We start from the raw sequence: 22,968 nt of genomic DNA on the forward strand, positions 1-22,968 counted from the left end.
AGGATGTGGGTATTCTTGGTTTTTTGATGCTGATGGTGATGGTTTTGGGGATTAAAGAACGCCCACAAAAATCAGTGAGAAAAACTGGTAAAGCAATAGGTGTGCTTTCTGCTGCAAAAAAGGCTTATTTAAATAAGCAATACCTTCGAGCCGCTGTTTATGCCAGTTTAATGAATATGGCGATTGCTATTTTTGGTGCAATGATGGGGACCTTGTATTTGGAGCAACGCCTGGAGATTACCTCAGCACAAGGTGCTATGGTCAATAGCATGTTGTTTTTAGGGGCAATTATTGGTTCTCCTTTCGTTGGCTGGATTTCTGATAAAATGGGGGTTCGCATTCTTCCTATGAAAATAGGAGTTTTAGCATCATTATTCACTTTATTAGCTATTCTTTATGTGCCCGTTTCTTTAAGTTGGATGGCGGTATTGTTTTTTTTATTGGGCTTATTTACTTCGACACAAGTGATTAGCTATGCCTTAGTAGCTGAAAGCAGTTCACCGATGATGACGGCAACTGCAGTAAGTGTGATTTCAATTTTGATCCAGGGTGGATACATTGTGTATCAAAATTTATTCAGCTATTTACTGACTAGGCATGGTGGTGAGCAGCTAATAAACGGAACACCGATTTATCTCTTAGATGCATACCAACATGCTGCAATTATTTTACCTTTGGGTTTATTAATTGCATTGCTTATGCTATTAGGTTTAAAAGAAACACATTGCCAACAAGTTGAGGAATAAGCATCATGGGCGGGCGAGTTTGTATTTTACTCATGGATTCTTTTGGCATTGGAGCCAGTCTTGATGCGTCACATTATGGCGATGCTGGTGCCAATACTTTTGTGCATATTCATGAGGCTTGCGTTCGCGGGGAAGGTGATAAAGAAGGCGTTCGACAAGGCCCTCTTACTTTACCTAATCTTGCCAAAGCAGGTCTTTATCATGCTGCACTCGCCAGTTCTGGATTACGTTTTGTTGAATTATCTACGTTTGCTGATCCTGTAGGTTATTATGGTTATGCAGTAGAACAAAGTTTAGGGAAAGATACACCAAGTGGGCACTGGGAAATTGCTGGTGTCCCTGTAACGTTTGAGTGGGGCTATTTTCCCGAGCAGCAATTATGTTTTCCGAAAAAACTAATAGATGTCTTTATTAAGCGCACTGGGGTCCCAGGCGTTTTAGGAGAGAAGCATGCTTCAGGAACGGTGATTCTTGACGAATTGGGTGAAGAGCATATGCGTAGTGGTAAACCTATAATTTATACTTCGGCAGACAGTGTTTTTCAAATTGCTGCTCACGAGGAAACTTTTGGTTTAGAGCGCTTGTATGAAATTTGTGAGATAGCACGGGAGCTTGTTGATGAATATCAAATTGGCCGTGTTATTGCTCGTCCATTTCTAGGTAAGCCTGGTTCGTTTAAGCGTACTGGTAATCGTAAAGATTATGCCACTTTACCGCCAGAAAAAACTTTGCTCGATTATTTAAAAGAAAGAGGACGCGAAGTAATCGCTATAGGCAAAATTGCTGATATTTATGCGCATCAAGGCATTACTCAAACAATCAAAGCTGATGGTAATATGGCTTTATTTGATGCAACGCTTAAGGCAATGAAAACTGCTCCCGAAGGCAGTTTAGTGTTTACTAATTTTGTCGATTTTGATTCTTCTTATGGTCATCGTCGTGATGTGATTGGTTATGCGCATGCACTTGAACAGTTTGATGCCCGTCTTCCTGAATTAGATGCCTTGTTGCAGCCTAATGATCTGGTTGTGATTGTTGCTGATCATGGTTGTGACCCAACGTTTCCCGGTTCTGATCATACTCGCGAGCATATCCCTGTTTTAGTGTATGGTCCAAGTGTACAAGGGCAATTTATTGGACGTCGTGATACCTTTGCTGACGTTGGTCAAAGTATTGCCAAGCATTTAGAGTTGGCTAATTTATCCTATGGTTTGTCTTTTTTAATTTAAACCCATTGTTTTTTTATTTTTCATCCCCATGTAGGTTTCAAGTATTTTTGCGTATGAGAAATACGTTCTTTTCCTTGAAAGCAGGGTCTCATTTGAGCACCAACTGCCATTAAGTTAAGGAATATGGCAGTAATTGGAAGGGTTTTCTGATGCGTGTAATTAATTTTTAGCCTAAGTAGAGGACTTCATTTTGGAACAATTTCGTGGGACAACCATTCTTTCTGTAAGACGTGGGAATCAGGTCGTTATCGGCGGTGATGGCCAGGTTACTTTAGGCAACACTGTAATGAAGGGAAATGCTCGTAAGGTACGACGACTCTATAAAGATCAAGTAATTGCTGGTTTTGCGGGAGGAACTGCCGATGCATTCACTCTTTTTGAGCGTTTTGAGAGTAAACTTGAAATGCATCAAGGCCATTTGGTACGTGCTGCCGTAGAATTGGCTAAGGATTGGCGTACTGATCGCATGTTGCGTCGCTTAGAAGCAGTGTTAGCTGTTGCTGATAGTAAATCATCACTCATTATTACCGGTAATGGGGATGTTATTGAACCCGAAGAAAGCTTAATTGCTATTGGTTCTGGTGGGCCATTTGCGCAGGCGGCTGCGCGTGCATTACTACAAAACACCGATTTGTCCGCTATTGAAATAGTTCGTAAGGCACTGACTATTGCAGGTGAGATTTGTATTTACACTAACAACAATTTAACTGTAGAAGAATTAAATAATGACAGCAAATAACAGTATGGTAATGACTCCTCGTGAGATTGTTCAAGAGTTAGATAAACATATTATTGGTCAAGATGATGCGAAAAGAGCCGTAGCGATTGCATTACGTAACCGTTGGCGTCGTATGAAAATTCAAGATCCCGTATTGCGTAATGAAATTATGCCTAAAAACATTTTAATGATTGGCCCAACTGGAGTAGGGAAAACGGAAATTGCCCGTCGTTTGGCTAAATTAGCGCATGCTCCTTTCATTAAGGTAGAAGCTACTAAATTCACTGAAGTGGGTTATGTTGGTCGCGATGTGGATTCCATTTTACGTGATCTTGCAGACATTGCGATTAAGCAAGAACGTGAATTTGCAATGAAAAAAGTAGAGCATTTGGCCGAAGAGGCTGCTGAAGAGCGCATTTTAGATGTATTACTTCCTCCAGTACGAGGCAGTTTAACTACCAGTGAAAAAGACAGTACTGCCAGACAAGTATTTCGTAAGCAATTACGTGAAGGCTTGCTTGATGAGAATGAAATTGAAATTGAAATTGCAGCAACACCTGTTGGTATTGAAATTATGGCACCTCCTGGAATGGAAGAAATGACCAATCAATTACAGTCTATGTTTCAACAAGTGGGAACGCATAAGACAAAAACACGTAAAATGATTATTGCTAAAGCAATAAAAATTTTACGTGAAGAAGAAGCAGGTAAATTAATTAATGAAGATGATATTAAAGTTCGTGCCATTGAAAGCGTCGAGCAAAATGGAATAGTCTTCATTGATGAATTGGATAAAGTGGCAAAACGCTCTGAAAGTGGTGGTGATGTTTCGCGTGAAGGTGTGCAACGTGATCTGTTGCCTTTAGTCGAAGGAACGACAGTATCTACTAAATATGGCATGATTAAATCAGATCATGTTTTGTTTATTGCATCAGGTGCTTTCCATGTGGCAAAACCTTCGGACTTGATTGCTGAATTACAGGGCCGTTTGCCAATTCGTGTTGAATTATCTGCTTTGTCTGTAGATGATTTCGTACGTATTTTAACTGAGCCTACGGCGTCATTAACCTTACAATACACGGCCTTAATGGCTACTGAAGGACTCAGTTTACAATTTGAAGAAAGCGGTATTAAACGCATTGCTGAAGTGGCTTGGCAGGTAAATGAGCGCATGGAAAATATTGGTGCTCGTCGTTTGTATACGGTAATGGAGCGTTTGCTTGAAGTAGTTTCTTTTGAGGCGACTGATAAATCAGGGGAAGCAGTTGTTATTGACAAGGCTTATGTTGAGAAAAACTTGGGTCAATTAATTGCTGACGAAGATTTGGCACGTTATATTCTGTAATTTATATTTAGGCAAATTTTCATTTATACTACGCGCATCAATATTTTGGGAGTTCATTGATGTCTAATCCTTATGTTTTAGTATTATATTACTCAAGAACGGGCTCTGTAGCCCAGTTAGCACAGTATATTGCTCGAGGAGTAGAGCGAGTCACAGGAATTGAGTCGCGTTTACGCACAGTTCCTCCAGTGTCCGCAACTTGCGAGGCTGTAGATAAAGCAGTTCCTGATAGTGGCGCGCCCTATGTTACTTTAGATGATTTGCGTTTCTGTAATGGTTTAGCCTTAGGAAGCCCAACGCGTTTTGGTAATATGGCAGCTTCTTTGAAGTACTTTCTTGATGGCACTTCCTCTTTATGGTTGGCTGGAGATCTGATTAATAAGCCTGCTTGTGTCTTTTCTTCATCAGTCAGCATGCATGGTGGTCAAGAAAGTACTTTACTTAGCATGATGCTTCCTTTATTACATCATGGAATGATTTTATTAGGTATACCTTATTCAGAGCCCTCATTAAATAATACCGTTACTGGTGGTACTCCTTATGGAGTGACTCATGTTTCTGGAGTAAAGAATGAGCATGCCTTAAGTGAAGATGAAATTACTTTGGCGAAAAATTTGGGTGAACGTTTGGCGCAAGCCGCTCTTAAACTGAGCAAGTAAGATGAAAGTAATTAGTTTTAATGCAAATGGGATTCGTGCCGCAGCACGTAATGGATTTTATGAATGGCTAGCTAAACAGAATGCTGATTTTGTTTGCATTCAAGAAACTAAAGCTCAAGCAGAGCAACTGTTCCCGGAAGAGTTATATTATCCTCGTGATTATTTTTGTGAGTATTATTCTGCGCAAAAGAAAGGCTATAGTGGTGTGGCCATTTATGCACGTCATAAGCCCTTACGAGTTATAAAAGGGATTGGTTATGATTATTGCGATAATGAAGGCCGTTATATTCAATTTGATTACCCTAAATTCAGTATCATATCGCTTTATTTACCTTCAGGTACTAGTGGTGATGTGCGGCAGGAGGTGAAGTATGCTTTTCTTGAGCGATTTGCTAACCATTTATTGCAATTAAAAAATGAGGGACGCGAATTAATTCTTTGTGGGGATTACAATATTGCTCATAAAAAAATTGATTTAAAAAATTGGCGTGGTAATCAGAGAAACTCTGGATTTTTGCCTGAAGAGCGAGCGTGGATGGATCAATTATTCGGCCCCATGGGTTTTATTGATGCATTTAGAGTGCATAATCAGCAAGAAGAACAATACACTTGGTGGTCTTACCGTAGTCGTGCTTGGGAAAAAAATGTAGGGTGGAGGATCGATTATCAAGTGATTACTCCTGGTTTGAGTGCATATGTAATAGACAGTCAAATTTTTCGCGAATTGCGTTTTTCTGATCATGCGGCATTCTCTATTGATTACAAAGGACAATGGTGTGATTAAACTAGCCAGCTGGAATGTAAATTCATTAAAGATACGTTTAGAACAGGTGTTGCAATGGTTTGATACCTCAAAAACAGATATTTTAGCGTTGCAAGAAACTAAATTATCAAATGAGAATTTTCCCGAAAAAGCGTTTATAGATAAAGGGTTGCACATTGCTTTTTCTGGTCAAAAAACATACAATGGTGTGGCTGTAATTAGCCGTTATCCAATAACTGATGTGAGTGTGACTGCTCCTAATTTAGATGATCCGCAGCGACGTATTTTGGCTGTGACCACTGCTGGAATTCGATTGATTAATTTGTATGTTCCTAACGGTTCAGAACTTATTTCAGATAAATATCAGTATAAATTAGATTGGTTACAAAAAATTACTGTATTTATTCAACAGCAATTGGAAACTCATTCAAAACTTGCTGTTGTTGGTGATTTTAATATTGCTCCTGACGATCGCGATGTCCACTCTCCTAAAGAGTGGGTAGGGCATGTTTTAGTAAGCCCAGCAGAAAGAGAAGCCTTTGCAAAGATACTTCAACTTGGATTGCACGATAGTTTTAGAAACTTTATACAAGAAGAGACTATCTATAGTTGGTGGGATTATCGGGTTGCCGCTTTCCGTCGCAATAGAGGCTTGCGTATTGATCATGTCTTATTAAGCCAACAATTGCAGGATTTATGTACCAAATCAAGCATCGATATTGAGCCCCGCAAAGTAGAACGACCCTCAGATCATGCGCCTGTTTGGGTAGAGCTAGAGTTATAAGATAACACCATTCCTAACTCTGGGGTTTTAAAAATTAAATAGCTCGCGATAGAGATCATTTAAAAGTTTGATGAGGAAAAACGCCATGTCCTTTCAGCATCTTTTGGAGTGTGTCAAGAAAATTTTTCATGCGTAGGCCCTGCTCATCAACCGAGAAAAAATTGCTTTACAGAAATTTTTCTGCTATTGTTTCGTGTGATTTGTATAGAATATGGTGCTTGGCAATAAGGTCCAGGTGGCGATATTCACTTGAACTATAAGAGAGTCGTATTATGAAGGCAGCAATACATCCAAATTATGAAGTAGTAAAAGTTACTTGCAGCTGTGGCGAAACGTTTGAAACTCGCTCAACATTATGCAAAGCCTTGAATATTGAAGTATGTTCACAATGCCATCCTTTCTACACTGGAAAGCAAAAATTGGTTGATACAGGTGGTCGTGTACAGAAATTCCGTGATCGCTACAGTCAACGTACGGCTAAAGACACATCAAAAGAATGATGGCAAAAGGCGCGCATTAGAGCGCGCTTTTATTGACATATTGAAAAATTATTATCAACATGATACTTTTTTACTAAGTTGTCAGGGCCGTTGATAAGTCAATTTTCCCCTCAATTAGAAATTTTCCTCAACTTCCTCTCCGGAAATTAGAAGTTAATCCTTAGATGCTGTTCTAATGGAAGCTTCAGATGAGTTGTGGATGATCGATAATTGATGAAAATTTGAATAGGCCCTATTTGTTTTAGTTTTTTATAGAGAGTAAGCACTTTGGATAATGAAGTTTTAAAACAATCAGCATTGGATTACCATGAATATCCTGTTCCAGGAAAGCTTAGTGTGCAACTTACAAAACCTACAGACTCTCAGAAAGACTTATCCATGGCCTATACACCAGGTGTTGCTGCACCAGTTGAGGCTATTGCTAATAACCCCCAAGATGCTTATCGTTATACTAATAAAGGTAATTTGGTTGCAGTAATGACTAATGGAACAGCAGTTCTTGGCTTAGGTGATAAGGGCGCTTTAGCCAGTAAACCGGTAATGGAAGGTAAAGCGGTTTTGTTTAAACGTTTTGCCGACATTGATGTTTTTGATATTGAAATTGATGCTACTGATCCTCAAGCATTTATTAGCACTGCAAAAAATATAGCCCCTACGTTTGGGGGTATTAACTTGGAAGATATTAAAGCACCTGAATGCTTTGAAATTGAACAAGCCTTAATTGAACAATTAAACATCCCTGTATTTCATGATGATCAGCATGGTACTGCTATTGTTGTTGCTGCTGGTTTATTAAATGCACTAGATTTACAGAAAAAAACATTGTCTGATGCAAAAATCGTTTGCATTGGTGCTGGTGCTGCAGGAATTGCTTCAATGCGATTATTGGTTGCATTAGGTGCTAATAAAGAAAACATGCTATTGTTGGATTCGAATGGTGTAATCCATTCTGGTCGTACGGATCTAAATGCGTTTAAATTTGCATTTGCTCGTACAACAGAATGTCGTACTTTGGCTGATGCTTTAGTTGACGCTGATGTATTCATTGGTGTTGCAAAACCTGATTTATTAGATGCTGATTTGTTAAATCTTATGGCACCTAATCCAGTTATTTTTGCATTATCAAATCCTGATCCTGAAATCAGACCTGAGATGGCTCATCAAGTACGTGATGACATTATAATTGCTACCGGACGCAGCGATTATCCAAATCAGGTGAATAATGTATTATGTTTTCCATACATTTTTCGTGGTGCCTTAGATGTTCGCGCATCATGTATTAATCAATCCATGCAAATTGCAGCAGTTGAAGCAATTCGTCAATTGGTGCACGAGCCAGTTCCTCAGGTAGTAAAGGATAATTACCCAGGTGTTACAGATTGGGAGTTTGGTCCTAATTATATTATTCCAAAACCCATTGATCCTCGCTTAAAAGAGAGGGTTCCTGCTGCTGTAGCGAAAGCTGCAATAGTAAGTGGTGTGGAGTCAGATTAATCATTTTTAAGATAAAGGTAACTTCTTAAGTTGTTATCCTGTACGCATCTTTTTGAAGATGTATCAGAATGATAACGAGGGAGTTGTAATAAAGAAAAGTCGCGGATTGCCTTTATGAAGGAAATGTGCGTGCTTTGCTTAACCCAATAGTTAAGGAGATGACTTTGCTTTCTGAAAATCGTAAAAATTACGCAATAGTTGGATGGCTTATTTGCGCATTAGGAGCCATTTTTTATAGTTATGAATACTTACTGCGAATTGCGCCAAGTGCAATGGAATCCTCTTTGCGAGAGCATTTTAACTTGTCTGCTACAGGTTTTGGCCATATTTCATCTATTTATTATTATGCTTATGTGCCAATGCAGTTGCCGGTAGGTCTATTGTTAGATCGCTATGGTCCACGACGTTTACTTACTTTAGCTTGTCTTATTTGTGTTGGTGGTACCTTTCTATTTACCGGTACAACCAGTTTCTGGATTGCTGCTTCAGGTCGCTTCTTAGTTGGTTTAGGGTCTGCTTTTGCATTCGTTGGTGTATTAAAGCTAGCAACAATCTGGTTGCCTGAAAATAGATTGGCGATGGTTTCTGGAATGACCGCTGCTTTAGGTACTATTGGTGCGATGTTAGGTGATAACTTCCTGGAAATTTTCGTTGAAAAATTAGGTTGGGTAAAAACGCTAAATGTTACGGCGGCTTTCGGTATCATTTTAATGTTTATTCTTTGGGCGGGTGTACAAGACAAGAAAGGTCGTCATCGTCAAAGCGGTACTGTGTCTAATTTTAAGGAAAGCTTTGCTGATCTAGGCATTATTGCTCGTAACAAACAAATTTGGATTAATGGACTGTACGGCTGCTTGGTGTACTTACCAACGACTGTATTTGCTGAATTGTGGGGAATTCCTTATTTAAGACATGCCCATGGTCTTTCAACACATGCAGCCGGTTTAGCCAATTCATTGCTCTTTTTAGGATTTACTTTAGGTGCCCCATTGATGGGTTATATTTCAGATCGTTTAGAGCGCAGAAAGTTTCCTATGCTTATGGGAGCGACTGGCGCTGGAATCGTGATGCTGATTATTTTATATGTTCCTGGCTTAAGCGAAACCAATATTCAGGCTTTGATGTTTGTTTTAGGCCTGCTTTATAGTGCTCAAGCGATTGTTTTTGCTGTGGGTCGTGAATTAAGTCCAGGTGAAGCAGCAGGCACTGCAATGGCAATTACTAATATGATTGTGATGCTTGGTGCAATGGTATTACAGCCATTGGTTGGCAACTTATTAGACTTTAGTTTGGCCGCTCGTGTAGCTGGCTCTGCAGTGACAGAAACAATTGTGGATAATGTTCATAAGTTATATACGGTGGGAGACTATCAGTTTGCTTTAGCTTTTATACCAATTGGTATCTTTATAGCTGCAATATTGACGTTCTTCTTAAGAGAAACATACGCATTAGTAGATAAATAAAATGATGACAACTGTACCTAAAAAACAATTAATAATAGGAGGATTTATCTGCTTCATAGGGGCAGTATTCTACTGTTATGAGTTTATATTGCGCATCATCCCGGGGGTGTTGCAAACGGAATTGAGTACTGCTTTGGGCCATATTTCTGCAACGACCTTTGGTCAAATATCGGCACTTTATTATTTCGCATACTCACCAATGCAAATGCCGGTCGGAATGCTGATGGATCGTTTTGGTCCTAGAAGGCTTCTGACTTTTGCTTGCGTTTGTTGTACTGTAGGTTCATGGATGTTTACGCTGACTTCATCCATGTTTCTAGTTGGCGCTGGCCGTTTTCTGGTTGGATTTGGTTCTTCCTTTGCGTTCGTAGGTGTATTGTCTTTGGCTCTACATTGGCTGTCAAGACGGTATTTCTCTTTAGTTGCCGGGTTAATGACGACGTTAGGAATGCTCGGTTTAGTCTATGGGGAAGTTAAGATTACCGAATGGTCTGAAAGTGTAGGTTGGGAGCAAGTATTAATCCTCATCGCTTGGATTGGTTGTGGTTTAAGTTTATTAATGTTTTTAGTAGTACGTGATGGCCCTACTGGACATCAATCAAATAAGCATCCATTACCAGAGTTTTTTCGCAATGTGCTGAAGGTATTGATGGCTCCGGAGGTTTGGCTTATCGGTTTTGTCGGAGCCTGCTTATATACTTCCTTATCGGTATTTGGTGAATTATGGGGGAAGACTTATCTAGAACAAGCCCATCATCTTACTAAGGTGGAAGCAGCAAAAACTGTCTCTGCGGTATTTATTGGGTGGGCTGTTGGTGCTCCAATTGCTGGTTATTTATCCGATCATTTTGGCAGAAGAGTATTACCTTTAGTGATTGGGGCAATCTTTTCACTGATTTGTATTAGCTTGGTTTTGTATTGTCCTGGCTTATCGTATACAACCTTGAATGTTTTACTGTTCTTGTATGGTGTATTTAGTGCCACCGAGATTATTGTATTCATTATGGCTAAAGAATGCAGTGGCGCGGAATTATCCGGTACCGTATTTGCAGCAACCAATATGATTGTGACTCTGGGAGGAGTAATTTACCAACCATTAGTTGGTAAATTACTAGATACCTTTGGGGATAGCGGGGTGATTGGAGGAGAGCATATTTACACCGTAGTAGACTATCAGGTTGCTTTGTCTGTTCTCCCTATTTCTTTGCTATTGGTTACTATTCTAGCCTTCTTTATGAAAGATCATCCCACACATTAATTCTTTCTGTTGAGCCATATTTGGCTCAACAACTCACTATCGATTAAAAATTGCAATAAGTTCCTTGGCGGGTTTTCGTAAATTACCCTGGCAATTGATGAAACGTGCTACAGGGAAACTTTTGATTTTCGCTTTACGGTAGTAGTGGCGAGTAAATGCGGTATCATGATTAGATAAGATGACTGGGATGCCTTTCGCGGCCGTTTCTTTGGCCAATTCAGTTAGTTCAATTTGATCCTCTGTAGTAAATAATTTATTGGTATAAGGTAATAAATTAGTTGTTTCTCGCAAGGGAACATAGGGAGGATCACAGTAGATTACATCCCCTCGTTCTGCGTATTCAAAGGTTTTGCGAAAATCTTGATGTAAGAATTCCGCAGTTTGGCTTTTTGCATGAAACAGTTTCATTTCATTAACTGGGAAATAAGGTTTGATGTATTGCCCAAAAGGTACGTTATAACCTCCTTTAGAGTTGTATCGACATAAACCGTTATAACCATGGCGATTTAAATAAAGGAAAAATGCTGCTCTTTGGCGGTTATAAGCAGATTGGTTAAAATCGGCACGTATTTGGTAGTACAGTTCTTTATTATTGGTTTCCGGCTTAAAGTATTTTTGGCAGAATTTAATAAATTGCTCCCCTTCTTTTTGTAAACAGGTAAATAAATTGACTAAATCCAAATTGCTTTCAGCCAGAAGATGGATGGAATAATGAGTATTCATAAAAACAGCCCCCGAACCTGCAAAAGGCTCGATTAGGCGTTTTCCAGAGGGTAAAAAGGGGATAATTTTATCTAAACAATTGTATTTACTACCAGCCCATTTAAGAAATGATCTTATTTTGGTCATAGATTTCGCCGCGATGAATCTAGGATGAAGTATTACTTATTTTGTAGCAAAAAAACAGATTTTTTTTAGTTCATGGACTCAATCTAATTCTTATTGATATTTATTGAGTCCAATTGATTTTCTATCTATTCGGCTCCCAAAAGGCAATATGCGCTCCAGTGGGATCCATAATGATTGCTAGATGTCCCATATCACCAGCTTGAGTTACTCCTTTAACTTCAGTTGCACCATGTTTTTTAGCTTGCTCGAGTGTTTTTTGCACGTTATCGACTAAAATATAAGCCATCCAATGTGGTGGGATATTGGCCTTTTGATCGTTAGGAATTTGCCAGATACCGCCACATTCTTTATTGCCTGAGCGAATGAGGGTATAAGTCATATCGTCTGATTTGATTTCTTTAAATTCCCAATCTAATAATTTACTGTAGAATTCTTTAGCTCGTTGTACGTCATTAGTTGCTAATTCATTCCAACAAAACTGACCTTTACTAGGCAGATTCATAATAAGCTCCTTTTTTATTAGTGATTCGTATTTTCTTGCATTGTTTGAATAATATTTGTGTAAATTAATTTAACGATTAATGACTGCCGCGGTCATCCTTGAAACACATGTCTGTTTTCCCAGGTCATTAAAAATAGTAATTTGCCAAACTTGGGTAGTTCTTCCTAAGTGTATTGGAGAAGTTATTGCCGTAACTACCCCTTCACTAACCGAACGTAGGTGATTTGCATTAATTTCTAAGCCTACACAATAAAATTGACTTAAATCCACTACCGTATTTGCTGCCATGCTGGCAACCGTTTCTGCAAGAGCAACATTTGCGCCACCATGAAGAATTCCTATGGGTTGTTTCGTGCGCTCAGTAACTGGCATCGTCGCTTTTAAAAAATCGTCGCCAATTTCAGTAAATTCAATGCTAAGAAATTCAACCATAGTATTTTTTCCACGTTGATTCAGTAATTCTAGTGTGAGTTCCTTAAACCATATTGCCATTTTTTATCTCCTTTCTCTTAGAAATAAGATAAACTTAATTATAAGGAAAACCAACAAGAAATTTTTATGGCTAATCAATTATGCATGCGCTGCTTTATTTCTGGCAAAGTACAAGGTGTTTGGTATCGTGCAAATACGAAGAAGCAGGCAGAACAATTAGGATTAAAGGGCTGGGCACGCAATTTAGCAGATGGGCGGGTTGAAGTATTTGCTTGTGGTGATCTGGAGCAATTAGAGATTTTATTTCAATGGTTACAGGAAGGCCCAGAATTAGCGAATGTCGAGGATTGCACGCGTGAAGATTTCCCTTGGGAAGAATATGAAAGATTTGCTATCTTTTAATTTCAGAGATCTTCCTTTAATTATGGCTACAAAAATTATGCTAATTTTCAATAAGTTAAGGTTCAACGCCTGGTTCGTAGGTTATTAATGCGAAATCAAAATCGAGTCCAAAAGATTAAGTTGTATTTTTGTTTCAATAACAATAAATCATGATTACTATTAGATCAATTCGTGTTATAATGTCTCTTTTGATTTAACTGTGTAGTGAGAAAAAATGCCAAAACAAATCAATCAAGAATTTCCGATTCAATTCCCAATGGATATGTATCATGCCTTTTCTGGTTTAGGTGAGCGGGGATTGATGACGCCCACGTATCTTTCCACATTAGTCATGTTCGCTGTATTGCAAGCTAAATACCATGTAGAAAAAAAGAAGCCATTAATAAATGATGAGCAAGGATTGTGCACAGAAGAATCCTTGTTTGAGCGAGCCAAGGCAGACCATCCATTTAATATGTTTAAAGCTAAGTATGATGAAATAACTAAAACACATACATTGGCTTCACTATCAGTAGACGGGTTAGAAATGCTTGAAGCAAGGCAAAAGCAACCAAATCCAAATCAGCAATATGAGATTTTTTGTTGTGGTAATTTACAAGATGCTATGAATTTTTATACAGCCTACGATCGTATTACGACCGAATCGAATAAAAATTATATATTCTGGAATTACCCTGGAGTAGGTTCCAGTATGGGTGAAACGCATTCTACACATAATTTATTTACAGCGGGCTATCAACAAGCCAAACGTCTCATTGATCAAGGCATTCCCGCACAAAATATCACTCTTCATGGCTATTCATTAGGTGGAGGCGTTGCAACGCATGTGGCACGGCAACTGCATGAAGAAGGTCATTTGGTAAATCTTGAAGTAGATCGATCGTTTGCATGTATTGCATCGGTTATTCCGGCAAGTATTAAGCGAAATATGATTAATAAAGAAACTTCCAAACAGTCAAGTTATGCTCCATTAATTACTTCGACGATTGCGCTAGCTCTTTCAGGTATCGCTTTGGGTACGACATTTGCGGGATTTGTAGCTTCGGTAGGCTTGGTAACAGCTAGTGCAACAGCAGCCATTGGCTATATTGGTGCGTTTTGTATTCAATCAATTGGATCCTTGCTACAAGAAACAATGACTGTTATTGGCGAAATGATAGCCTTTCCATTTAGTTTCTTTTCAAAATCAATAAGCGATGATATTAAATCCTTATTCAATAATATTGGTTATTGTTTGGCCTATCCATTTAATTTGGCCGCTTTTGCAATAAATGAAATATTTTCAGCCATGGCGTCATTTATTGATAATGCTGTTAACTTGATCAGTAGCATTGCAGGTAGCGCAATTGCTATCGGTGGTTTAGTGGCTGGTAGTTTAGCCGGGTTGATTTTAGGCGCGCTTTTTTCAATTCAACTATTATGGACTGAAAACCCACTCACGATGCCGATAACACCCGCTTTTAGCGCAGTCCTTTACTCGTTATGTTGTGAAATGGATTCTGTAGCTGAAATGTCTCGTTTGTTAAACGCAGACAATAAACCCGCAAATAGAACAAAAGAACAACCTAATATAAGTGTGACTAATGTAATCGATGATGGGGTGATAGATGTTGCTGCTTCACTCAGTATAGGGCTTGGATTGAAACCAGGAAAACCATCTGATGATAAAAATCGAGCTTTAAAAGAGAAAATAACATCTTTTTGGTATCGTAAAGGAGGTCACATCGGTCAGCTGACAGAGCTCATTGATCCACTAGTGGAGCATCACTCCTTGAATATCTACTAAATAGACATCTTGGTCTGAAAGACCATAGGAATGTTTATTCACTATAAACCAAAGAGCTTTTTGTGTTTGGTAAATATTTCTTACTGAAAAATCATTATCCCAACAAGAGTCTGGTTTTTGTTTTGCTGTAAGCTGATTATTGCCATTAAACCAAAACTCCAAATCGATTGCTTTAGGATTATCGGCACAATTTTCGGAGGGAATACTTTTAACAGTGAATTCTTTAGTACCACGCTTACCAACATCCACCCATCCAGAGGTGATTTCAGGTTGATTAGTATCTGAAATCACCATGTTGGCTTCAGAAATGGAGTCACTATTGGGATTAATTTTGTAGTTTTTTAATACTTCAATATTTTTCTCTAATAAATAATCTGCTAGTTCCGCAAGTTCTTTTTCACCCCCATCCATTTTGTAAGCACCATCTTGATAGAGAGGATCTGGCTTTCCTGCTCGTTTAATCATAAAGGTAGCAAAAGGGGAATGTGATGAAGAACCAAAATGAGTAATCATGAATGCCGCAACATTACCCTCTGGATTTGCTCCAATAACTGTATAGCGCGCGATCGACGGGGGCGCTGTATAAGCATAAGAAAAAAATGAAAAAAGAAATATTAAAGAAAAAAGACGCTTGATGTGAACCACATTGTACTCCATTATTTCCTTGTTCATGGCTTTGTAAAAATTTATAAACGAATTATATGAGATCTGCAACTGTTTATGATCATATCTTTCTAATATTTTCAAAAAATTTGATTATACTATTAAAATAATACCCTCAAAGGCCAGGAAAAAGTTATGGCTCATATGAAAGTAAAGGATATTAATATGTACTATGAAATACATGGAGAAGGAGAGCCTCTTGTGCTGATTGGTGGTTTTACTGCGGATCATTTGGTCTGGGGAGCAGTAGTTGATTATTTTAAAGAAAATTATCAGGTGATTTTATTGGATAATCGCGGTGCCGGACAGACCGACGTTCCTGATGGTCCCTACAGCATTGAACAAATGGCAGATGATGTGGCTGGGCTTTGTACGAAGTTGGGAATTCAAAAAGCTCATTTTGTGGGCAGTTCTATGGGTGGGTATATTGTTCAAACTTTGGCTGTAAAACATAAAGAGTTGGTGCACTCTGTAGTCATTAGTAATTCAGCCGCAGTACTTGGTACTCCGTTTCGGGTTTATGTTGAAGCACAACGAGAAATGCGTAGAGCTAAATTGCCTGCTGAAATAATTATTAAAGCTGCATGCAGCTGGTTTTTTTCTTATCAATTTATAGCTCAACCTGGGATGCTTGAATTGTTAATTCAAATGAGCCTAAATAATCCATATCCTTTTTCTGATAAGGGGTATGATGGGCAGTATGAGGCACTAAAAAAATTTGATTCTAGTGCTTGGTTGCAGAAAATAGATGTACCGACTTTAGTTTTGGCTGCAGAGCAGGATTTGGTTTTTCGAGAGCCTTTAGTCAAGCAATTTGCACAGCAAATTGCTCACGCAAAGTATTATTGCTTTAATGATTGTGGGCATTTACCAATGATTGAATATCCAGAAGAATTTAAACGTTTAGTGCATGAATTTATTGTGAATTAGTCTTTATTATACACAAGAGAGGGGCACAGTCCCTGTGCTCACTTAGTAAGATAAGGCGTTAATATCGTTTACAAGTAAAGCCTAATTAAAGTTCCAGTCTGGATCATTTAGATTTAATTCTGGAATCAGTGGTTGATTACAAACGATAAATTCATCTGCAAGCGGTATAAATTGATTATCTACATCAACCATATTATCATTTAAATCAATATCAGAATTATTATTCTCTAAGATACTAATAAAAGATAATATTTGAGGGATTTTCGCTTTAAATTTATTCAGATCTTTAGTGACTATATTTTTTGTTTTAGCTATATATTTCTTTATATATTCTTTATCGTCAAATAAATTTATTTGACGATAAAGGTTATTAATTAACGTATTAACCCCATTGACGTATTTTCCTATTAAACGGCTTGTACCTAAATCATTGGTGGAAAAAAAGTTTGTATGCCCAAAATTACCGTGTTTTTTTAATAAATTATAAGCCTTAACAATTTCATTGTTCCAAAAATCATTATACCTTTCTTCAAATTGTGAACCTTTAAACTTCATAGTATTTTCTCATTAATGATGAAACTTAATAAAAAATATTAACCGAAATTTATTAACAGAATATTAATAATCATTTATTCTTATTGTAATATCTTTGTGCTGGACAATTTTAGTCTACTCATTTATGCGTATTTTCAGTATAATCTGCCCATAAATATTCCTTTAAGTTCTTATTATGATTAACCCGATTTTATATTTACCTACGAAAATGCTCTACCAAAAGCCTGATTTTACGAAACATAATGAGGCCATGAAGATTTATCTTCACTCACAATTCGGCGAAGGATATTTTGATAAAAAGATGTCAGTTGAGGCAAAATGGGATCTATTAATGGGATCGTTTAAAAGACAGATTCCAGCAGAATACAAAGAATTGTTTGAATCTTTTCAAGAAAGACGCAAGCAGGTTGTAAATGGAAACCGATTTAATTTATCGCTTGAAGATGCCTTAGTGCTTTTTGAAAATTTTTATTTTTTATACACTGGAGACAATGCACAGTTTTGTATTTCCAAATCAACCCAGGCTAAATTTCTTGAGGAATTAAAAAGAGCAATGGGCCCAAATGTATGCGAACCGGGTATTGCCACAGAATTTAATACACACTTGAGAAAATACCGGTCAGACACTAATTGGATTTTAGTTGAGCTTCATGAGCAACGCAGTAACATTATTCAGCGCATCGCAGATGAATACAATGCCATACACCATGTGGGTGAGGCTCTGTCCATACATACGGTCATGCATATAATTTCACTGGCCAAAAAGAAGTCACTTGGCGTGGATAATGAAAAGGAGATCGAAGATGCATATGCCTATCTTATTCAAACTCCATCGATGACGGCATACTTTGAATCGGTATACGAAGAATATTTTACGCAGTATGAGGCTAATCTTATAAACAATCTGGCTGAACATGCCTTATTAAGCCTGCGAACGGGCCCTTTGGCTGAACTCGATCTTTCTGACTGGGACAACGAAGTGCAGGTACTAACGGAAGCAGAGACGAATAGTATTTACCCAAAACTTGGCGAATTTTTTGGTCTTTATTTTACTGAAAATGATCGGCAATCTATTGTAAAATATGAAGAAGCACTTTCCATATTTAAGAAGAGTGATGTTTTAGCTGAGTTAAAAAAACTTGTTGAAAAAAAATTAGAGAAGGAAAACTTCCTTGTTAATTTTAACACGCTAAATGAAGAAAATGCCCAACACTATAATTTACGTTTGCCTACAGGCATTAGTGTGGAAATGCTTTGCACTTTAAACGAAACACTGCAAAACGCCCAAGATAATCCCCAACAGATACGACAGATTTTAACGGATAACAGGAAGTTAGTTGATAAATATCCGTCTTTGATTGCTAACTCCGTATTAGCTAACTCTGAATTATGGCGTTATTTACCCGGAGCATTAAGGAATAATAGTGTTTTTTTTGATGCTCTCATAGGCAAAATAGACTTTGTTACTAAAGAAATGATTCAAAGTGGCAGGACTGATGAAAGTGATTCTCAGATTGAATTGTTGCTGATGGTGATTAAACCGAACTGTGATTTATTAAGGGGATATCCTTCCTCTTTCTTTTTAAATAACATGGAAATAGCGTTAAAATTAGTAGCTAAAAATGGTTTTTTTTATAAATATTTAAGCCCAGAACTTCAAGATAATAAACAGGTAATGGATTATGCATTAAAACAAAATCCAGGAGTAGCTAAGTATTTCCCAGAAAATAGACAATTACAGTTAGATAGTGATACAGCTAAATTAATCAATTTGAGGGTAGAATTTAACAAAAATTGGGAGAATAGTAGCCTGCTTGAGAAAATAGATAAATCCGAAAGTGTTTTAAGCTTGCTTGAAACAGAAGTTATGTCCTTATCAACACTGACTCAGCTTGCCCAATCTCTCTCTCCTAGTGAACTGTTATGGATAATCAAAGCACGTCAACAAAGAGGGTTACAAAATCTACCTGAATTGACTGAAGAGGGATTAAATCAATTTATTGAAGCTCTCGAACTAACAGAAAAAGGATGGGAGCCTAATTACCTGGATTTTAAACGTAGAACACCAAAAAACAATCAGCATTTAGACCACAACTTTTCCTTCAATAAAACATACAATAAAGAGCTAGCAAAGCGATGTGTTGCTTGCTCCAATCAATGGCTGACTGCATTTTTTGCATTTCAAAAACAAATCCCTGTGTATTATAAGCCATTTTCAGGATCAGAAGATGTGTTGAATCAATTAAAATTAACTGGACGTATTGCTTTTTCATTTTTAAAATCTATTGGTGAATCGCTACTTGTCCTGGGAAGGCTGGGCCTAAACTATGCTGTTACTTTGTTACCTCCTTTGATTAATTTCTATTTGGTTCCTTATATAGCATTTATAATCAACGGTATTGCTACATATACAGCAGGGCTGCCCTTGCTTTGTATGCTCCAGCTCTACGCAGGATCCGTGATTATTAATAATTCGGTAGATAATAAGTACAACTGGCTTTTCAATCTTGTGTTACTTATTACAGCACTTACCGCACCGACTGCTTTCGTGACGGAGATGTTTATACTTGAATTGGTGTATCTGGGTTGTTATTTATTTGCTGCTTTGATCGCAGCTTCGAGCGCTGTCTTCGGTACATCCTGGTCACTTGCTGAAATTAATACATTGGCTTCGACTGCATTATGTCATTGGTTGTTCCCGAGTACCTTTTTCTTTCTATCTTCTGTAAGCGCAGTGATTCATTTTGGTTTGCAATTAATTGTGGAATGGCCAAAACATTTTTTTGCACTGATTGTACCTTGGATTACTCGCAGCATAGCTAGCTGTTCTAATACGGATAGCCCGGCTATTGGCGAGGACTTATTAAAAATCAAAGTGGAAAATAGTATTTCACGTTTGTTAGAAAGTGATTCGATGAGTGCTAATCTAAAAGGTATGGTGCTAGAGTCCTTATGGCAAAAAATTCAATTGGATGTTGAACAGTCGAAAGCAACGCTAACTTTCGAAAAAGCACTCAATCGCAAATACACGTTGTCTACTGATGGCAAGACCTGTGAAAAGAGTTTTATGGAGGTTGCACAAATGCACCGATCGGATAAAGAAAGATTTAACCTCAATACGACTCAAACACGTCATTCCTTCTTTCGTATTAAATCAAAAACCTCAACGGCAAGTAATTTGCAGGAATACGCTGATAAGACGATGGATGCTGATGAAACACCGGCGATGGTTTTGTAATAGCTCAGTAATTTTTAATTAAATTAACTCCAATTTCACTCACAGTGGGTACTTTGCTGCGGCCATTTGCGCCGGTGTTAAATAACACTATTACTCCATATTGTTTTTTCGTGCTAATGCCAATAAAGCTACGAAAGTTGATGTGTCCACCAATTTTTCCGCAAATGCGGTCATTGTTAATTATTTCGCAGACCCAGGCATAGCCTTGCCCACCTTTGATAGGAAATTGATTCCCAATATTCCATTTTGCTGGTTGATTGATGGGCGAAGGAAGATATTTATTGGCTGCATGAGCTATTTGCATCCCCTGAATTAGATCTATTTGTTTGGGGTTATTGTTGGTGCGAATGCCTAAATTAGCACGAATGTATTTAATCATGTCACTTGCATTACTGCGTAGGGCACCGGCACCCGCCCAAGGAATAAATGGGAAGGGAGCGCCTTGCTGATAGTGTTGGTTATTAAGGTGGTAGCCCATGGCATATTGAGCATTTTTCCAATTATGGGTATTACAAGGCGTACCATTGACTGTTGTTTTAGTAGGGCAAGTCCCATTTTTAGCTTGCTTAGGTAAACAGGCATTAGTGCTGTTCATCTCTAAAGGATTAGTGATATTTGAGCAAATCCACCCATTAAAACTCCCTTCTAAAGCATCTGGGAAGCCTTCATAATTCATGAGTGCTTGTGCTAATAAGCCGAGGCTACTGTTTGAATAATGATTTTGCGTTGGTAAAAGTGTGGTTTGATAGATTGATCTTGGGTTAGCGCCAAGTCGTTGTTCACCAAGACAATATGGAAATGACGGATCCAAGCGATTTATTGCGCGTACATAATTTTTTTGATTTAAAATCGGATTGCCGCTGTGTATGTTGACATCAGGTGGATTAGAAAAACATACCCCACCAGAAAAGGTTACCAATTGTTCTAAGGTTACCGGAGCCTCATTAGCGGTTAACGAAAAATTGGAAGGCAGTAATGTACTTGCTAAATTGGATGGTTTTAATAATCGTTTATGTACTAGAGTGCCTAACACTGCGCCGGTAAAGGTTTTCGTGACTGAGGCTAATTCAAACATCGTATTTTCATTAGGTGCCTCGCCATTTAATCTTTGTAGCCCGCAACTGATGTAACAGGTTTGCTCACCATTGTTAATATGCCTATAAATACCTATGATACCTCCTAAAGTTTGCCCTGGGATAACGTTTTGATTTTGAGTATTAAACACATGAGGGGTAAAGTGTATTATTTTTTGGTATTGGTTTTGGCAAAAAGGTGTTTGGTAATTGGCTACTGGTAATAATGTACAGGCAGAGTCTGCATGAGATAGAGATAAGGGAAGTAAACCTAATAATGCGCAAAGAATCATTTTTTTTGCTTTTGAATCTGATTTTTGTTCCATTGGGCCCCCTTATTATTGTCATGCTGTAAACAGTATAGCAAAAGAATTAACTGCTTGTTTTTTTAGCAACATAAAGTATTTTTTTAACCTCTGCTATGAGTTTTCCTTGATCATCGGTAATCGGTACTATAAATTCGGGTTCAACTTTATCTTCTTGTTCTATTTGTTGGCGAATTCGAGTAATTTGTTCTGCTGATAAAGTAAATGTGGCATAAATAGTACCTTTAGCTGGTTTTTTGTAGTGGATGGAAGCAGATTTATCCCAAATAATATACTCTTTACCTAAGAGATTCATAAGCATGAGCATATAAAAGGGGTCGGTCATTGAATAAATCGAGCCCCCATATTGAGTTCCCACGTAGTTTTGATTCCAAAAATGCAACTTCATTTGCACTACAAGATGAGTATAATCAGGGCTAAAACTCTTTACGCTAATGCCGGCACCTAAAAATGGAGGCCAAATTCGCATTAATTTTAATAAATTTGAAAATTTCATAAAATTTTCCTAGTTAAAATAGAAGTTTAGTTTCATTTCTCTGAAGCTGCTAAAGTCAGTTAATTTTTGTGCGGTGTAGTGATATTGGAAGCTAAAAAAATTAGGTTTTTTACCTTCGTATTTTTTTGTGGATCCTTCAATAAATAATGGCATGAAATGAAGATCTTTTAAAACACATGAGTTCTTATTTTGAACATTAAGTGAATATGTACTAGAGTTAGTTTCACTAATAAAATTTTTTTATTAGTTTAGGGTGTGCCCTAATATTTGACTAAGGAGAGTTCAAATGAATGAGAATATTTTTGAAGGAAAATGGGAAGAAATGAAAGGGAAGATAAAACAATTTTGGGGTAAATTAACTGATGATGACCTCAAAAAAATTAAAGGTAACCAACAAGAGTTATATGGAGTATTGCAAAAACATTATGGTTACACTGAAGAACAAATAAAAAAAGCAATTAAAGATTTTCAGAATAAAATGCATCACTAATAGTGAGACGGCCTATTTTCCCAGGGAAGATAGGTCTTTTATATGTTTAAAAATAGCAACACAACAAAAATCTTAACTATGTTATTACTAAGAGATCATATTTTACTTACATTAAACCTAATTTAAGGTCTAAACTTTATATTTAGATGACAAAAAATTATAGGAAATAATTTGTTTGCTCCATCTAACGCATTTATTTGGTTTATTAAATTAAATCAGAATATTTTAGAGCATATTTGAAGAATTGAACTTTTTTACCTAAGCTAA

Annotated in this window: 23 protein-coding genes; 16 read left to right on the top strand and 7 right to left on the bottom strand. The window is 37.6% G+C overall.

Going from position 1 to position 22,968, the window contains the following annotated elements:
- From QM652_RS00780 to QM652_RS00830, 11 genes are all read left to right on the top strand, one after another.
- Positions 1-746, top strand: a 746-nt coding sequence (locus QM652_RS00780; RefSeq protein ID WP_415072243.1) for an MFS transporter, incomplete at its 5' end; no start/stop codon positions are given.
- Between the two features lie 5 nt (positions 747-751).
- Positions 752-1,975, top strand: coding sequence for a phosphopentomutase (locus QM652_RS00785; protein WP_415072244.1), 1,224 nt, complete (start codon positions 752-754; stop codon positions 1,973-1,975).
- Between the two features lie 190 nt (positions 1,976-2,165).
- Positions 2,166-2,714 carry an ATP-dependent protease subunit HslV gene (gene hslV, locus QM652_RS00790; protein WP_415072245.1) on the top strand — a complete coding sequence of 183 codons (549 nt, stop codon included), beginning with the start codon at positions 2,166-2,168 and terminating at the stop codon, positions 2,712-2,714.
- Positions 2,715-2,718: 4 nt separating this feature from the next.
- Positions 2,719-4,038: an ATP-dependent protease ATPase subunit HslU gene (gene hslU / locus QM652_RS00795; RefSeq protein ID WP_415072329.1), complete on the top strand. Its 1,320-nt coding sequence runs from the start codon at positions 2,719-2,721 to the stop codon at positions 4,036-4,038.
- Between the two features lie 59 nt (positions 4,039-4,097).
- Complete coding sequence (gene wrbA / locus QM652_RS00800) at positions 4,098-4,697, top strand: NAD(P)H:quinone oxidoreductase (RefSeq protein WP_415072246.1); 600 nt, start codon at positions 4,098-4,100, stop codon at positions 4,695-4,697.
- Between the two features lies 1 nt (position 4,698).
- Positions 4,699-5,481: an exodeoxyribonuclease III gene (locus QM652_RS00805; protein WP_415072247.1), complete on the top strand. Its 783-nt coding sequence runs from the start codon at positions 4,699-4,701 to the stop codon at positions 5,479-5,481.
- Positions 5,474-6,244 (top strand): exodeoxyribonuclease III, encoded by a 771-nt coding sequence (xth, locus tag QM652_RS00810; RefSeq protein WP_415072248.1) that lies wholly within the window; start codon positions 5,474-5,476, stop codon positions 6,242-6,244. Before QM652_RS00805 ends, xth begins: the two co-directional genes overlap by 8 nt.
- A 272-nt stretch (positions 6,245-6,516) precedes the next feature.
- Positions 6,517-6,744: a 50S ribosomal protein L31 gene (gene rpmE, locus QM652_RS00815; protein ID WP_415072249.1), complete on the top strand. Its 228-nt coding sequence runs from the start codon at positions 6,517-6,519 to the stop codon at positions 6,742-6,744.
- 267 nt (positions 6,745-7,011) lie between these two features.
- On the top strand, positions 7,012-8,238 hold the full coding sequence (locus QM652_RS00820; RefSeq protein ID WP_415072250.1) for a malic enzyme-like NAD(P)-binding protein: 1,227 nt from the start codon (positions 7,012-7,014) through the stop codon (positions 8,236-8,238).
- A 164-nt stretch (positions 8,239-8,402) separates the two neighbouring features.
- Positions 8,403-9,701 (top strand): MFS transporter, encoded by a 1,299-nt coding sequence (locus tag QM652_RS00825; protein WP_415072251.1) that lies wholly within the window; start codon positions 8,403-8,405, stop codon positions 9,699-9,701.
- A gap of 4 nt (positions 9,702-9,705) precedes the next feature.
- A complete protein-coding gene (locus QM652_RS00830; protein ID WP_415072330.1) occupies positions 9,706-10,959 on the top strand; it encodes an MFS transporter in 1,254 nt (417 codons plus the stop codon).
- Between the two features lie 36 nt (positions 10,960-10,995).
- On the opposite strand, the gene QM652_RS00835 is transcribed toward QM652_RS00830, so the two are convergent.
- From QM652_RS00835 to QM652_RS00845, 3 genes are all read right to left on the bottom strand, one after another.
- Positions 10,996-11,808 carry a Dam family site-specific DNA-(adenine-N6)-methyltransferase gene (locus QM652_RS00835; RefSeq protein WP_415072252.1) on the bottom strand — a complete coding sequence of 271 codons (813 nt, stop codon included), beginning with the start codon at positions 11,806-11,808 and terminating at the stop codon, positions 10,996-10,998.
- Positions 11,809-11,929: 121 nt separating this feature from the next.
- Positions 11,930-12,310 carry a VOC family protein gene (locus QM652_RS00840; protein ID WP_415072253.1) on the bottom strand — a complete coding sequence of 127 codons (381 nt, stop codon included), beginning with the start codon at positions 12,308-12,310 and terminating at the stop codon, positions 11,930-11,932.
- A 69-nt stretch (positions 12,311-12,379) separates the two neighbouring features.
- Positions 12,380-12,802 carry a hotdog fold thioesterase gene (locus QM652_RS00845; protein WP_415072254.1) on the bottom strand — a complete coding sequence of 141 codons (423 nt, stop codon included), beginning with the start codon at positions 12,800-12,802 and terminating at the stop codon, positions 12,380-12,382.
- 66 nt (positions 12,803-12,868) lie between these two features.
- Here QM652_RS00845 and QM652_RS00850 point away from each other — a divergent pair, with 66 nt between their 5' ends.
- The gene (locus QM652_RS00850) at positions 12,869-13,144 is read left to right on the top strand and encodes an acylphosphatase (protein ID WP_415072255.1); all 276 of its coding nucleotides are present in this window, start codon (positions 12,869-12,871) and stop codon (positions 13,142-13,144) included.
- Between the two features lie 214 nt (positions 13,145-13,358).
- Positions 13,359-14,930 (top strand): hypothetical protein, encoded by a 1,572-nt coding sequence (locus QM652_RS00855; protein ID WP_415072256.1) that lies wholly within the window; start codon positions 13,359-13,361, stop codon positions 14,928-14,930.
- Here QM652_RS00855 and QM652_RS00860 read toward each other — a convergent pair.
- Positions 14,898-15,587 (bottom strand): hypothetical protein, encoded by a 690-nt coding sequence (locus tag QM652_RS00860; protein ID WP_415072257.1) that lies wholly within the window; start codon positions 15,585-15,587, stop codon positions 14,898-14,900. The genes QM652_RS00855 and QM652_RS00860 overlap by 33 nt on opposite strands.
- Before the next feature lie 171 nt (positions 15,588-15,758).
- On the opposite strand from QM652_RS00860, the gene QM652_RS00865 reads away from it, so the two are divergent.
- Positions 15,759-16,523 carry an alpha/beta fold hydrolase gene (locus tag QM652_RS00865; protein WP_415072258.1) on the top strand — a complete coding sequence of 255 codons (765 nt, stop codon included), beginning with the start codon at positions 15,759-15,761 and terminating at the stop codon, positions 16,521-16,523.
- 81 nt (positions 16,524-16,604) lie between these two features.
- Here QM652_RS00865 and QM652_RS00870 read toward each other — a convergent pair whose 3' ends face one another.
- Positions 16,605-17,078 (bottom strand): hypothetical protein, encoded by a 474-nt coding sequence (locus QM652_RS00870; RefSeq protein WP_415072259.1) that lies wholly within the window; start codon positions 17,076-17,078, stop codon positions 16,605-16,607.
- A gap of 250 nt (positions 17,079-17,328) precedes the next feature.
- On the opposite strand from QM652_RS00870, the gene QM652_RS00875 reads away from it, so the two are divergent.
- Positions 17,329-20,316 (top strand): DUF4116 domain-containing protein, encoded by a 2,988-nt coding sequence (locus QM652_RS00875; protein ID WP_415072260.1) that lies wholly within the window; start codon positions 17,329-17,331, stop codon positions 20,314-20,316.
- 4 nt (positions 20,317-20,320) lie between these two features.
- Here the strand turns inward: QM652_RS00875 and QM652_RS00880 are convergent, their stop codons facing one another.
- Positions 20,321-21,715, bottom strand: a complete 1,395-nt coding sequence (locus QM652_RS00880) for a serine hydrolase domain-containing protein (protein WP_415072261.1) — start codon at positions 21,713-21,715, stop codon at positions 20,321-20,323.
- 46 nt (positions 21,716-21,761) lie between these two features.
- Positions 21,762-22,211 (bottom strand): YiiD C-terminal domain-containing protein, encoded by a 450-nt coding sequence (locus QM652_RS00885; protein ID WP_415072262.1) that lies wholly within the window; start codon positions 22,209-22,211, stop codon positions 21,762-21,764.
- Between the two features lie 286 nt (positions 22,212-22,497).
- Here QM652_RS00885 and QM652_RS00890 point away from each other — a divergent pair, with 286 nt between their 5' ends.
- Positions 22,498-22,701, top strand: a complete 204-nt coding sequence (locus tag QM652_RS00890; protein WP_415072263.1) for a CsbD family protein — start codon at positions 22,498-22,500, stop codon at positions 22,699-22,701.
- The last annotated feature ends 267 nt before the right edge of the window (positions 22,702-22,968 follow it).

Source organism: Legionella sp., from assembly GCF_047605385.1.
Classification (GTDB): domain Bacteria; phylum Pseudomonadota; class Gammaproteobacteria; order Legionellales; family Legionellaceae; genus Legionella.

Excerpts from the sequence above, each read along its gene's own strand:
- QM652_RS00855 (WP_415072256.1), top strand. The coding sequence starts at position 13,359 with ATGCCAAAACAAATCAATCAAGAATTTCCGATTCAATTCCCAATGGAT.
- QM652_RS00830 (WP_415072330.1), top strand. The coding sequence starts at position 9,706 with ATGACAACTGTACCTAAAAAACAATTAATAATAGGAGGATTTATCTGC.
- QM652_RS00785 (WP_415072244.1), top strand. The coding sequence starts at position 752 with ATGGGCGGGCGAGTTTGTATTTTACTCATGGATTCTTTTGGCATTGGA.
- QM652_RS00885 (WP_415072262.1), bottom strand. The coding sequence starts at position 22,211 with ATGAAATTTTCAAATTTATTAAAATTAATGCGAATTTGGCCTCCATTT.
- QM652_RS00835 (WP_415072252.1), bottom strand. The coding sequence starts at position 11,808 with ATGACCAAAATAAGATCATTTCTTAAATGGGCTGGTAGTAAATACAAT.
- QM652_RS00865 (WP_415072258.1), top strand. The coding sequence starts at position 15,759 with ATGTACTATGAAATACATGGAGAAGGAGAGCCTCTTGTGCTGATTGGT.
- QM652_RS00840 (WP_415072253.1), bottom strand. The coding sequence starts at position 12,310 with ATGAATCTGCCTAGTAAAGGTCAGTTTTGTTGGAATGAATTAGCAACT.
- QM652_RS00870 (WP_415072259.1), bottom strand. The coding sequence starts at position 17,078 with ATGAAGTTTAAAGGTTCACAATTTGAAGAAAGGTATAATGATTTTTGG.
- QM652_RS00845 (WP_415072254.1), bottom strand. The coding sequence starts at position 12,802 with ATGGCAATATGGTTTAAGGAACTCACACTAGAATTACTGAATCAACGT.
- hslU (WP_415072329.1), top strand. The coding sequence starts at position 2,719 with ATGGTAATGACTCCTCGTGAGATTGTTCAAGAGTTAGATAAACATATT.
- QM652_RS00860 (WP_415072257.1), bottom strand. The coding sequence starts at position 15,587 with ATGGAGTACAATGTGGTTCACATCAAGCGTCTTTTTTCTTTAATATTT.
- rpmE (WP_415072249.1), top strand. The coding sequence starts at position 6,517 with ATGAAGGCAGCAATACATCCAAATTATGAAGTAGTAAAAGTTACTTGC.
- QM652_RS00850 (WP_415072255.1), top strand. The coding sequence starts at position 12,869 with ATGGCTAATCAATTATGCATGCGCTGCTTTATTTCTGGCAAAGTACAA.
- QM652_RS00890 (WP_415072263.1), top strand. The coding sequence starts at position 22,498 with ATGAATGAGAATATTTTTGAAGGAAAATGGGAAGAAATGAAAGGGAAG.
- QM652_RS00880 (WP_415072261.1), bottom strand. The coding sequence starts at position 21,715 with ATGGAACAAAAATCAGATTCAAAAGCAAAAAAAATGATTCTTTGCGCA.
- QM652_RS00875 (WP_415072260.1), top strand. The coding sequence starts at position 17,329 with ATGAAGATTTATCTTCACTCACAATTCGGCGAAGGATATTTTGATAAA.
- wrbA (WP_415072246.1), top strand. The coding sequence starts at position 4,098 with ATGTCTAATCCTTATGTTTTAGTATTATATTACTCAAGAACGGGCTCT.
- QM652_RS00805 (WP_415072247.1), top strand. The coding sequence starts at position 4,699 with ATGAAAGTAATTAGTTTTAATGCAAATGGGATTCGTGCCGCAGCACGT.